The organism is Frondihabitans peucedani, assembly GCF_039537585.1.
In the GTDB taxonomy this organism is placed as follows: Bacteria; Actinomycetota; Actinomycetes; order Actinomycetales; family Microbacteriaceae; genus Frondihabitans; species Frondihabitans peucedani.
Window position 1 is genome coordinate 189,513 of sequence record NZ_BAABAU010000001.1, and the last position, 12,369, is coordinate 201,881.

At 70.9% G+C, this 12,369-nt stretch carries 9 protein-coding genes; all 9 read left to right on the forward strand.

What is annotated here, in order from left to right:
• The first annotated feature begins 17 nt into the window (after positions 1–17).
• Genes ABD733_RS00875 through ABD733_RS00915 form a run of 9 tightly spaced genes read left to right on the forward strand, consistent with a single transcriptional unit; the run spans position 18 to position 12,287 of the window.
• A complete protein-coding gene (locus ABD733_RS00875; protein WP_344793158.1) occupies positions 18–1,829 on the forward strand; it encodes a peptidoglycan D,D-transpeptidase FtsI family protein in 1,812 nt (603 codons plus the stop codon).
• 51 nt (positions 1,830–1,880) lie between these two features.
• Complete coding sequence (locus ABD733_RS00880; protein ID WP_344793159.1) at positions 1,881–3,443, forward strand: Mur ligase family protein; 1,563 nt, start codon at positions 1,881–1,883, stop codon at positions 3,441–3,443.
• Entirely contained in the window at positions 3,440–4,858 is a 1,419-nt protein-coding gene (locus tag ABD733_RS00885) for a UDP-N-acetylmuramoyl-tripeptide--D-alanyl-D-alanine ligase (protein ID WP_344795941.1), read from the forward strand. The genes ABD733_RS00880 and ABD733_RS00885 overlap by 4 nt, the downstream gene beginning before the upstream one ends.
• Complete coding sequence (gene mraY / locus ABD733_RS00890; protein WP_344793160.1) at positions 4,855–5,946, forward strand: phospho-N-acetylmuramoyl-pentapeptide-transferase; 1,092 nt, start codon at positions 4,855–4,857, stop codon at positions 5,944–5,946. The genes ABD733_RS00885 and mraY overlap by 4 nt, the downstream gene beginning before the upstream one ends.
• Positions 5,946–7,508: a UDP-N-acetylmuramoyl-L-alanine--D-glutamate ligase gene (gene murD / locus ABD733_RS00895; RefSeq protein WP_344793161.1), complete on the forward strand. Its 1,563-nt coding sequence runs from the start codon at positions 5,946–5,948 to the stop codon at positions 7,506–7,508. The genes mraY and murD overlap by 1 nt, the downstream gene beginning before the upstream one ends.
• Positions 7,465–8,727, forward strand: a complete 1,263-nt coding sequence (gene ftsW, locus ABD733_RS00900; RefSeq protein ID WP_344793162.1) for a putative lipid II flippase FtsW — start codon at positions 7,465–7,467, stop codon at positions 8,725–8,727. The genes murD and ftsW overlap by 44 nt, the downstream gene beginning before the upstream one ends.
• Positions 8,724–9,830, forward strand: a complete 1,107-nt coding sequence (locus ABD733_RS00905) for a UDP-N-acetylglucosamine--N-acetylmuramyl-(pentapeptide) pyrophosphoryl-undecaprenol N-acetylglucosamine transferase (RefSeq protein WP_344793163.1) — start codon at positions 8,724–8,726, stop codon at positions 9,828–9,830. The genes ftsW and ABD733_RS00905 overlap by 4 nt, the downstream gene beginning before the upstream one ends.
• Positions 9,827–11,245, forward strand: a complete 1,419-nt coding sequence (gene murC, locus ABD733_RS00910) for a UDP-N-acetylmuramate--L-alanine ligase (RefSeq protein WP_344793164.1) — start codon at positions 9,827–9,829, stop codon at positions 11,243–11,245. The genes ABD733_RS00905 and murC overlap by 4 nt, the downstream gene beginning before the upstream one ends.
• Before the next feature lie 10 nt (positions 11,246–11,255).
• Positions 11,256–12,287, forward strand: coding sequence for a cell division protein FtsQ/DivIB (locus ABD733_RS00915; protein WP_344793165.1), 1,032 nt, complete (start codon positions 11,256–11,258; stop codon positions 12,285–12,287).
• The last annotated feature ends 82 nt before the right edge of the window (positions 12,288–12,369 follow it).

Consider the following 12,369-nt stretch of genomic DNA (forward strand, 5'->3'; position numbering starts at 1 on the left):
GCGGTGAGGAACCACTCGTGAGAGCAACCGCACACGGCAGCACGGTCGGGAACGGCGGCGTCCGCCACACCCGGGGCAGGCGGCGCCGAGCGACCGTCGCCGCGATCGCGATCTTCGCGCTCGTCGCGATCTTCGTCGTCCGGCTGGTCGACATCCAGGTCGTCCAGGCTGCGACGCTCAACTCCGACGCCGTCGGCAAGCGGTCGATCTCGACGACGATCTACGGCGACCGGGGCGACATCGTCGACACCAACGGCAAGGTCCTGGCCGGCACGGTGCTGCGGTACGACATCACCGCCGTGCCGCGGTTCGCGCAGGAGGGCTACAGCACCACCGACGCCCGAGGCGTCAAGCGCACCTACTCCCTCGAGCAGTCCGCCCAGCAGATCGCGGCGGCGACCGGGGCGAAGACGCAGACGATCCTGACGGCCCTGACGGCGAACAAGACCAGCCTCTACGCGAAGCTCGTCGGGGCGGTCGACGTCGACGCCTACGACAGGATCGAGAAGCTCGGCATCTCGTGGATCTACCCGGTCCGCACGACGGCCCGCACCTACCCCGACGGGGCCGTGGCAGGCAACCTCACCGGTTTCGTCGGCACCGACGGCGACGGCCAGTACGGCCTCGAGCAGGAGTACGACTCCTGCCTCGCGGGCGAGAACGGCTCCGAGACCTACGAGCGCGGCGCCGACGGCGTGAAGCTCCCCGGGTCGAGCGTGACGACGAAGAAGGCAGTCGACGGCGGCACCGTCCAGACGACGATCGACTCCGACCTCCAGTTCCAGATGCAGCAGGATCTCGACGAGCAGGTCAAGGCGATCGGCGCGACCTCGGGCAGCGTCGTCGTGATGAAGGCGTCCGACGCCTCGCTGCTGGCGGTCGCCGACTCCGGCAGCGTCGATCCCAACAACCGGAACGCCAACAAGGGTCTGAATCTCTCGTCCCGTGCATTCCAGTCGTCGTACGAGCCCGGCTCGACGTTCAAGGCCATGACCGCCGCGACGGCGATCGACCTGGGCGTCGCCAGCCCCGCCTCCCAGGAGATCGTCGCCGACACCAGGAGGTTCTCCTGGGGCGGCATGATCGGCGACGCCGAGGCCCACCCGGTCGAGCACCTCACCCTCGCGGGCATCCTCGCCGACTCCTCGAACGTCGGCATCTCGCTCATCGGCGAGAAGGTCTCGAAGCAGCAGCGCTACGAGTACATGCTGAAGTTCGGCCTCGGCAAGACCAGCGAGGTGAAGTTCCCGGGCGAGACCGTCGGTCAGCTCCGCGCGCCGTCCGACTGGGACAGCCAGACGGACATCAACTCGATGTTCGGGCAGGGCGTCGGCGCGAGCGCGATCCAGGTCGCCAGCATCTACCAGACCCTCGCCAACGGCGGCGTCCGAATGCCGGTCAAGCTCGTGAAGGGCTGCGTCGCGAGCGACGGCACCGTCACCGACGTGCCGAGCGCGAAGGGCACCCGCGTCGTCTCCGAGAAGGCCGCGGACGACGTGGTCGACATGCTCGAGAACACGATCCCCGAGGGCACGCTCAAGGGCATGGCTCCGATCTCGGGCTACAACGTCTCGGCCAAGACCGGTACGGCGCAGATCGCCGACGCGCCCGGCGGCGGATACGGCAGCGACTACATCATCTCGGTCGCCGGCATCGCCCCCGCCGAGAACCCGCAGTACGTCGTGCTCGTGACCTTCAACAAGCCCACTACGCTGAAGACCTCGTTCGCGGCGGCCCCCGCCTTCCGCGAGATAATGTCCCAGGTCCTCGAGACGTACCGGGTGAAGCCCTCGACCACGGCCCCCACCGATCTCCCGGATACTTGGTAGGCCGCCCGTGTCACACCAGCACGAATCGACGCGGCAAGAAATGAGGAATCTTTGAGTGCCCGGATCCCCCCGGTCCTTCGTCCGGAACATCCCTCGGCGAGGTCTCTCGGCCAGCTGGCCAGCGAGTTCGGACTCGAGCACATCGGCTCGATCGACGGCATCGAGATCACGGGCGTGACTCTGTCGACCGGCGACCTCCACCCGGGCGACCTCTACGTCGGCATGCCCGGTGCGCACCGGCACGGCGCCGAGTTCGCCGCCGAGGCCCGCGAGGGCGGCGCGGTGGCCCTGCTGACCGACGCCCGCGGCGCGGAGATCGCCGAGGGCGCAGGGCTCCCCGTGATCCTGGTCGACTCTCCGCGCGCAGCGCTCGGAGACGTCTCCGCGTGGGTGTACCGCACCATGGAGCACCCGCCGCTCCTCTTCGCCGTCACCGGCACCAACGGCAAGACCTCGACGTCCTACCTGCTCGAGGGCATCCTCCGCCAGATGGGCCTCGTGACCGGTCTGTCGTCGACGGCCGAGCGCCACATCGGCGACCTCACCGTCGTCTCCCGGCTCACCACGCCGGAGGCCAGCGAGATGCACGCCCTCCTGGCCCGCATGCGCGAGAGCGAGGTCCGCGCCGTCGCCGTGGAGGTCAGCGCGCAGGCCCTCAGCCGCAACCGCGTCGACGGCCTCGTCTTCGACGTCGCCGGCTTCACGAACCTCAGCCACGACCACCTCGACGACTACGGCGACATGGAGGAGTACTTCCAGGCGAAGCTGCCTCTGTTCCAGCCCGACCGCGCAGCGCGCGGCGTCGTCTCGCTCGACTCGCCCTACGGGCAGCGCGTCGTCGAGGCGTCTCGGATCCCGGTCACGACCATCAAGGTCGTGCCGCCGATCACCGAGGGCACGGACGACGCCGACTGGACGGTCGAGATCCTCGACGAGCAGGCCGCCTACACCGAGTTCCGCCTATCGGGGCCGGAGGGTCGCTCGCTCGTCACCCGCGTCCCGATGATCGGCTGGCACATGGCCGCCGACGCAGCCCTCGCCATCGTCATGATGGTGGAGGGGGGCTTCGAGCTCGAGGCCATCGGTCAGGCCCTCGACGAGGACGGCGGCATCGTCGCCTACCTCCCCGGCCGCACCGAGCGGGTCTCCGGCGACCGCGGGCCGAGCGTCTTCGTCGACTTCGGCCACAGTCCCGACGCGTTCCTGACCACGCTGGGCGCCGTCCGCCGGTTCACCCCGGGCAAGGTCATCATGCTGTTCGGCGCCGACGGCGACCGCGACACCACCAAGCGGCCCGAGATGGCGCGCGTGGCCGCCGCCGGGTCCGACATCCTCGTCGTGACCGACCACCACCCGCGCTTCGAAGACCCCGACTCGATCCGGAAGACCCTCGTCGACGCGGCTCGCGAGGCGTACCCCGACCACGAGATCCACGAGGTGAGCCCGCCCGAGGCGGCCATCCGGTTCGCCGTGTCGCTCGCGGACGAGGGCGACTCGATCCTGTGGGCCGGCCCCGGCCACCAGGACTACCGCGACATCCGAGGGGTCCGCACCCCCTACTCCGCTCGCGACGAGGCACGCGCCGCCCTGCGAGAGGCCGGGTGGGCCGAGTGATCCCGCTGACGCTCGACGAGGTCCGCACGATCGTCGGCGGCGAGCTCGTCCTCCCGGCAGGCAGCTCGGCGGCCGACGTCGTGACCGGCTCCGTCGAGACCGACTCGCGCCTGGTCACGGCGGGCTCGGTGTTCTTCGCCCTGCCCGGCGAGGTCACCGACGGCCGGCTGTTCGTGCCCAGCGCTGTCGAGAACGGCGCGGCCCTCGTCGTCGCCGAGGCGCCGGTCGAGGCCGGCGTCCCCGTGATCCTGGTCGCCGACGGAGTCGTGGCCCTGGCCGACCTCGCCCGCGAGGTCGTCGCGCGCATCCGCGACGCGCGAGACGGCGCCGACCGCCTGCGCGTGGTCGGGATCACCGGATCGAACGGCAAGACCAGCACCAAGAACATGCTTCGGGCGATCCTGAGCGACCTCGGCCCGACCGTCGCTCCCGAGGGCTCGTTCAACAACCACGTCGGGGCACCGATCTCGATGCTCCGGTCCGACTTCGACACCCGCTACCTCGTCTGCGAGATGGGTGCGGCGGGTCCCGGCGAGATCAAGCGCCTCGTGGGTATCGCGAAGCCCGACACGGGCGTCGTGCTCAAGGTGGGCATGGCCCACGCCGACGGCTTCGGCGGCATCGAGGGCACCCGCGCGGCCAAGGCCGAGATGGTCACCGACCTCCCGGCCTCCGCGACCGCGATCCTCAACCGCGACGACTTCCGGGTCGCAGGAATGGCCGACGACACCGCAGCCCGCGTCGTCACCTTCGGCCTCACCGAGGGGGCGGAGTACCGCGCCACCGACATCGAGGTCACCGCCACCGGCACCTCGTTCACGCTGCACGCCCCCGGCCTCACCCGCGAGGTCTCGCTCAGGATCCTCGGCGAGCACCACGTGATGAACGCCCTGGCCGCCCTGTCGGTCACGGGGGAGTGGGGCCTCGACGTCGACCGGGCCGCCACCGTCCTCGAGGGCGTCACCCGAGCCGAGCGCTGGCGCATGGAGGTCCTCGACGGAGGGCCCGGCGTCACCGTCATCAACGACGCCTACAACGCCAGCCCCGACTCCGTCGCGGCGGCGCTGAAGACGCTCGCGCAGATCACCGGCCCCGGGCAGCGCTCGGTCGCCGTCCTCGGCGAGATGGCCGAGCTCGGCGAGTTCGCCCGAGACGAGCACGACCGCATCGGCCGCCTCGTCGTCCGCCTCAACATCCACAGGCTCGTCGTCGTCGGCGATGCGGCTCGCCACGTCCACATGGCGGCCGGGCTCGAGGGTTCGTGGGATGGTGAGACCATGCTGGTTCCCGACTCCGACGCGGCCTACGACGTCCTGAAGGCCGACCTCCGCGACGGCGACGTCGTGCTGGTGAAGTCGTCCAAGTCGGCGGGCCTCCGGTTCCTCGGCGACCGCCTCGCGGGAGTGACCGCGTGATCGCCCTGCTCATCGGCGGCTCCGTCTCGCTCGTCTTCACCCTGCTGCTCACCCCGCTGTTCATCCGGCTGTTCCACCGCCTCGGCTGGGGCCAGTTCATCCGGAGCGACGGCCCCCAGTCGCACCACACCAAGCGCGGCACCGCGACCATGGGCGGAATCGTCCTGATCCTCGGCACCGTGATCGGCTACCTCGTCGGCCACCTCGTCGGCGGCGACCGCCTCACCACGAGCGGCCTCCTCGTCCTGCTGATGATGGTCGGGCTCGGCTTCGTCGGGTTCCTCGACGACTTCACCAAGGTGCGCAACCAGCGGAGCCTCGGCCTCACCGGCTGGGCGAAGATCCTCGGCCAGGTCCTGGTCGCAGTGCTCTTCGCGGTCCTGGCGCTCACCGTGCACGGCCGGAACGGCCAGACGGCCGCCTCGACCTTCATCTCGGGCGTCCGCGACATCCCCTGGCTCGACCTGGCGTTCGGCGGGTCGCTGCTCGGCGCGATCCTGTTCACCGTCTGGGTGGTCATGATCACGACGTCGGCCTCGAACGGCGTCAACGTCGCCGACGGGCTCGACGGGCTCGCCACGGGCGCGTCGATCCTCGCCATCGGGTCGTACATCTTCATCGGCTTCTGGCAGAACAACCAGCTCTGCACGAGTGCCCGCGCCGTCCAGGAGGCCTGCTACACCACGACGAATCCGCTCGACCTCGCGGTCGTGGCGGCCTGCATCTCGGGCGGCCTCATCGGGTTCCTGTGGTGGAACACGTCGCCGGCGCAGATCTTCCTCGGCGACACCGGCTCGCTCGGCCTCGGCGGCGCCCTCGCGGCCCTTGCGATCCTGAGCCGCACCGAGCTCCTCCTCGTGCTGATCGGCGGCCTGTTCCTGATCGTCACCGGCTCGGTGATCCTGCAGCGGATCTACTTCAAGCTCACGCACGGCAAGCGCATCTTCCTGATGAGCCCGCTGCACCACCACTTCGAGCTCAAGGGCTGGGCCGAGGTGACGGTCGTCGTCCGGTTCTGGATCATCGGCGGGCTCTTCGTCGCCGCCGGAGTCGGCACGTTCTACCTCGAGTGGATCTCGAAGGTCTGATGAGCGACTCACCCGTCTCCCCGCTGCCCGGCGGCGGCTCGCGCCTCGACGCCCTCACGAGCTGGCACGCCGACTGGAAGGGGCTCCGCGTCGGCGTCCTCGGCCTCGGCGTGACCGGCTTCTCGGTCGCCGACACGCTCTGCGAACTCGGCGCCGACGTCCTCGTCGTCGCACCGGGCGGCGACTCCGACGCAGCCCGGCTCCTGCCCGTCATCGGCGCGCGGCTCGTCGTCCAGCCCGACCTCGACACGCCGCCCGACGAGCTCGTCGCGTTCGACGCCGACGTCGTCGTCGTGAGCCCCGGCTTCGCGCCCCATCACCCGCTCGTCGTGTGGGCCACCGGCTCGCGCGCGGCGGTCTGGGGCGACGTCGAGCTCGCCTGGCGGGTGCGCGACAAGACCGCCAAGGTCGCCGAGTGGGTTCTCGTGACCGGCACCAACGGCAAGACGACGACCACCCAGCTGACTGCTGCGATGTTCGCGGCCGACGAGCGGACCGTCGCGGCCTGCGGCAACATCGGCCTGCCCGTGCTCGACGCGGTCCGGGAGCCCGGCGGCTTCGACGTGCTGGCCGTCGAGCTCTCGAGCCACCAGCTGCACTACCTGCCGATCGAGGGCCCGGGAGCCCTGCATCCTGCGGCCTCCGTCTGCCTGAACGTCGAGGACGACCACCTCGAGTGGCACGGCGGCCACGACGCCTACCGGGCCGCGAAGGGGCGGGTCTACGCGAACACGCGGATCGCCTGCGTCTACAACCGTGCCGACCCGACCACGATGCGGCTCGTCCAGGAGGCCGACGTGGAGGAGGGCTGCCGCGCCGTCGGCTTCGGGGTCGACGCTCCGCCGGTGAGCGACTTCGGCGTGGTCGAGGCGCTCCTCGTCGACCGCGCGTTCCTCGACGACCGACAGCACCGCGCCCTCGAGCTCACCACCCTCGAGACGCTCACCGAGTCGGGGCTCGACGCGCCGCACCTCGTCGCAGACGTCCTCGCCGCCGCCGCCCTCGCGCGCTCGCTCGACGTCCCGCCCGACGCGATCCACCTGGCCGTCGCAGCCTTCCGAGCCGACCACCACCGCTCCGAGGTCGTCGCGACGTCGGGCGGGATCACCTGGATCGACGACTCCAAGGCCACCAACCCGCACGCGGCGAGAGCATCCCTCGTGGCTGCGGGCAGCGTCGTGTGGATCGTCGGCGGCCTCTTCAAGGGCGTCGATGTCGCACCCCTCGTGCGCGACGACACGTCCGGCCTGAAGGCGGCCGTGCTGATCGGCCGCGACCGGGAGATGCTCAGGGACGCCTTCCGGCGACACGCCCCCGGCATCCCGGTCTTCGAGGTCGACGAGCCCGACACTGAACGGGTGATGACGCGGGCCGTGGGCCTCGCGGCCGGGGTCGCCGAGAGCGGGGACACCGTGCTCCTGGCACCCGCTGCGGCATCCTTCGATCAGTTCGCCGACTACGGCGCCCGGGGCGACGCGTTCGCCCGGGCCGTCCACGACCACCTGGGAGGTGACGCCGATGGCCGACACCCCATCGAGCCTCCCGCGACGCCTGGTCCCTGAGGGATCGACGGCGCGCGGGCGCGACGCACAGCACGGGGCGGCACTCGTCGCCGTCAAGAAGCTCTTCGCGGCCGAGTCGACCTCGTTCTTCGTCGTCGCCGGCACGGCGGTGTTCCTCGTGGTCTTCGGCCTCGTCATGGTCCTGTCGTCGTCGAGCGTCGAGCAGTACGTCGCGACGCACGACTTCTTCGGGGCGTTCCTCCGCCAGGGCATCTTCGCCGCGGTCGGCGTCCCCCTCATGCTCGTGCTGTCGAGGGTGCCCACCTGGGCGTGGCAGAAGTACGCCTGGCACCTCTTGGCCGCCTCCATGGTCCTGCAGCTGCTGGTGTTCACGCCGCTCGGCGTCACGGTCAACGGAAACCGCAACTGGATCCACATCGGCTCCTTCAGCGCCCAGCCGTCGGAGTTCCTGAAGCTGACCCTCTGCATCTGGATCGGCATGATCCTGGTCAAGAAGGAGAACCGGCTCGACGACTGGCGGCAGGTCGCCGTCCCGCTCGTCCCGGTCGTGCTCATCGCGGTCGCCCTCGTCATGCGCGGCGGCGACCTCGGGACGACCCTGATCCTGCTTCTCCTCGTCGGTGTCGGGGTGTTCCTCAGCGGGGTGCGGCTGAAGTTCTTCGTCGTGCCGCTCCTCCTCATGGCCGTCGCGATCCCGCTGCTCACGATCAACGGCGGCAGCTCGCGGTCGACGCGCATCTCGGCCTGGCTCGCCGGCTGCGACACCGCCGAGGCCTACCAGTCGACCTGCTGGCAGACGACCCACGGCCTCTGGGCGATGGCCTCCGGAGGCGTCTTCGGCGTCGGGCTCGGCAACTCGAAGGCCAAGTGGTCGTGGCTGCCCGAGGCCGACAACGACTTCATCTACGCGATCATCGGCGAGGAGCTCGGGCTCATCGGCGCGTGCGTCGTGCTCGGCCTCTTCATCGTGCTCGCCGTCTCGTTCATCAAGATCGTGCGCCGCTCCGACACCGCGTTCGTCCGGATCGTGACCGGCGCGATCATGACCTGGATCATCGGTCAGGCGCTCGTCAACATCGCCGTCGTCCTGGGGCTCCTCCCGGTGCTCGGGGTGCCTCTCCCGCTCATCAGCGCGGGAGGGTCGTCGCTCATCTTCGTGCTCGCGGCGCTCGGCGTGGTGCTCTCGTTCCTGCACCACGCGCCCGACGCCGAGGCGTCCGAGATCGCGACCCGCGAGCGGGTAGGGTCTCTCCGGTGACGACGTACCTCCTCGCCGGCGGCGGCACCGCCGGGCATGTGAACCCCCTCCTCGCGACGGCCGACCGGCTGCGTCGGAGGGAGCCGGGGGCGGTCATCCTGGTGCTCGGCACCGCCGAGGGCCTCGAGGCCCGACTGGTGCCAGCCCGCGGCTACGAGCTGCTCACGGTGCCCCGACTTCCGTTCCCGCGCCGTCTGAACGCGAAGGCCCTCGCCTTCCCGAAGCGCATCGTCTCGTCCATCTCCGGCGTCCGGCGGCTGCTCGCCGAGCACCGGGTCGACGTCGTCGTCGGGTTCGGCGGCTACGCGGCAGCGCCCGCCTACCTCGCCGCCTGGCGGAGCCGCGTGCCGATCGTCGTGCACGAGGCCAACGCGAAGCCGGGCATGGCGAACGTCCTCGGATCGTTCCTCACGAAGCACGTCGGCGTCGTCTTCGCCTCGACGAGGCTCCGGCACGGACGCCAGGTCGGCATGCCCCTCCGCGACGAGATCGAGAACCTCGACCGCCACGGCGTGAAGAGCGAGGCGCTGCAGTTCTTCGGCCTCGACCCCGCGAAGCCGACCCTTCTCGTGACCGGCGGCTCCACGGGTGCGAGGCGCCTGAACGAGACGGTGTCGCGCTCGGCCGAGGCCGTGCTCGGGGCCGGTTGGCAGATCCTGCACATCACCGGCGAGAAGTCCGAGCTCTCGAGCACCTCCCTCGCCGACTACCACCTCCTGAAGTACTGCGACCGGATGGACCTCGCCCTCGCCGCGGCCGACTTCGTCGTCTCTCGAGCAGGATCCGCCACCGTCAGCGAGCTCACCGCGCTGGGCCTGCCCGCGGTCCTCATCCCGTATCCCGTCGGCAACGGCGAGCAGCGCTTCAACGCCACCGACGTGGTCGAGGCCGGGGGAGCCGAGCTCGTCGCCGACGCGCAGTTCACGCCGGCCTGGGTACGCTCCCACGTCGTGCCCGTCCTCCTCGACCGCGCCAGGATCGCCGACATGGCCGCCCGGAGCGCGTCCGTCGGCTTCCGCACCGGCGCCGACCGCATGGTCGACCTCGTCATCGAGGCCTCGTCCTCGTCTCCCCGAACCACGACCCTCAGCGAGAAGCCATGATCAAGCCCGACCTCAGCCAGCCTCTGCCCGAAGAACTCGGCCGGGTCCACTTCGTCGGCATCGGCGGCTCCGGCATGAGCGGCATCGCGCGGGTCTTCCTGGCGGCAGGCGTCACGGTCACCGGGTCCGACACGCGAGACAGCGACAACATCGCGAGCCTCCGCGACCTCGGAGCCACCATCGCCATCGGCCACGCCGCCGAGAACGTCGGCGACGCCGACACGCTCGTCGTCACCGGAGCGCTCTGGCAGGACAACCCCGAGTACGTGCTCGCCCTCGAGAAGGGGCTGCCCGTCCTGCACCGCTCGCAGGCCCTCGCCTGGCTGATCGCCGGCCAGCGGCTCGTGTCCGTCGCCGGAGCCCACGGCAAGACGACGTCGACCGGCATGATCATCACCGCTCTCCTCGAGGCGGACCGCGACCCGAGCTTCGTCAACGGCGGCGTCATCCAGTCGCTCGGCGTGAGCGCCAAGGGCGGCTCCGACGACCTCTTCGTCATCGAGGCCGACGAGTCCGACGGCTCGTTCCTCCTCTACGACACGTCGATCGCGCTCATCACCAACGTCGACGCCGACCACCTCGACCACTACGGCTCGAGAGAGGCGTTCGACGAGGCCTTCGTGACCTTCGCGCAGCGGGCGGGCGAGTTCGTCGCCATCTCGAGCGACGACGCGGGGGCCGTCGAGGTCACCCGGTCTCTCGATCCTGCGCGGGTCGTGACCTTCGGCACCGCCGAGACCGCCGACGTGCGTGTGACCGAGGTCACCACCTCCGGGCCCGTGGCCTTCACCCTCACGCACGAGGGCATCAGCCGCCGCGTCCAGCTCGCGGTGCCCGGCCACCACAACGCGCTCAACGCGGCCGGCGCCTACACCGTGCTCGTCGGCCTCGGACTCTCCCCCGAGGAGGCCGTCATGGGCCTCGAGGTGTTCGGCGGCACGCAGCGGCGCTTCGAGCTCCACGGCACCGTCCGGGGCGTCAGTGTCTACGACGACTACGCCCACCACCCGACCGAGGTGCAGGCCGCGCTGAAGGCCGCGCGCTCGGTGGTCGGAGACGGCAGGATCATCGCCGTCCACCAGCCGCATCTCTACAGCCGCACCCGCATGATGGCGGGGGAGTTCGCGGAGGCCTACGAGACCCTCGCCGACCACACCGTGGTCCTCGACGTCTACGGCGCCCGCGAAGACCCGGAGCCCGGCGTCACCGGAGCGCTCGTGTCGGGCCGCTTCCAGGATCCCTCGCGGGTCGACTACGTCCCCGACTGGCAGGCGGCGGCCGACCGGGTCGCGGAGGTCGCCCGCGACGGCGACTTCGTGATCACCCTCGGCTGCGGCGACGTGTACCGGATCGTCCCCCAGCTGCTCGGGAGCCTCGAGACGACAGCGTCGGCGACGCCCGCTCCGGTCGAGTGAGTCCCGTCTCGTGAAGCGTCCCGAGGGCTTCGACCGGACGCCGGTGCGGCGTCCTGCGCCTCCTGCGGCGACCCCTCCTGCGGCGACCCCGTCTGCTTCGACGACCCCGCGGGATCCCGCCCAGCCGGTCGCCGCTGCGCCGACCACGACCATCACGGGCGAGAGGGAGCGCGACCGCGGCTCCGACGGCGGGGCGCGGGCGCACGATCCTGCGTTCCTCGACGCCCCCGACACCTCGGCAGCCGAGGCGCGCGAGCGGGCCCGGGCAGCCCGGCGCCTGGCCCGTCGAGCGGCTGCAGCCCGGCGCGCTGTCGAGCGCACGGAGGTCCGCCGCTTCACCCGGCGCTCGAGGCACCGGCGCGCCGCCTGGATCACCGCCGCCGCTGTCGTCGTGGCTCTGGTCGGCGCCGTGACGATCAGCGTCTTCTCGCCGCTCCTGTCGCTCGAGACAGTGAAGGTCGAGGGGACCTCCCGCGTCGACAAGGCGGCCGTGCAGGCCTCGCTCGACCAGCAGCTCGGCAAGCCGCTGGCCCTGGTCGACTTCGGGGCCGTGAAGCGCGACCTCTCCGACTTCCCGCTCATCGAGTCGTACGTGACCGAGACCATGCCGCCGCACACCCTCGTGGTGCGCATCACGGAGCGGCAGCCGATCGCCTCGGTGAAGGTCGGCAAGACCTTCGAGCTCGTCGACCCGGCGGGCGTCGTCATCGCGACGTCGACGAAGCAGGCCGCCGGCTACCCCGTCGTCGACCTGAAGGGCGGCAGCCTCGACGGGCGCGTCTACCGGTCGACGGCCGAAGTCCTGTTGTCGCTGCCGGCGCAGCTCCGAAGCACGGTGAAGGCCGTGCAGGCGTCGACGGCCGACGACGTGACGCTGACCCTCAGCACCGGCGAGCAGGTCGTCTGGGGGAGCGCCGACGCCTCCGACCGGAAGGCTCAGCTGCTCGCGGGCCTCATCCGCGACCACAAGGCCCGGAACCCGAAGCAGGCCGTCGTCTACGACGTCTCGGCTCCGGACAACGGGATCATCCGGACCAGGTGACGAAGTCGCGAGAGGCAAATCGCGGGCTCGTTTCGCGACACGCGGTCCGCCTCGTAACACCGCTCAGACGAGGCACCTACCT

Bases quoted from the DNA above. Each gene is read 5' to 3' on its own strand.
- murD (WP_344793161.1), top strand. From the start codon at position 5,946: ATGAGCGACTCACCCGTCTCCCCGCTGCCCGGCGGCGGCTCGCGCCTC.
- ftsW (WP_344793162.1), top strand. From the start codon at position 7,465: ATGGCCGACACCCCATCGAGCCTCCCGCGACGCCTGGTCCCTGAGGGA.
- murC (WP_344793164.1), top strand. From the start codon at position 9,827: ATGATCAAGCCCGACCTCAGCCAGCCTCTGCCCGAAGAACTCGGCCGG.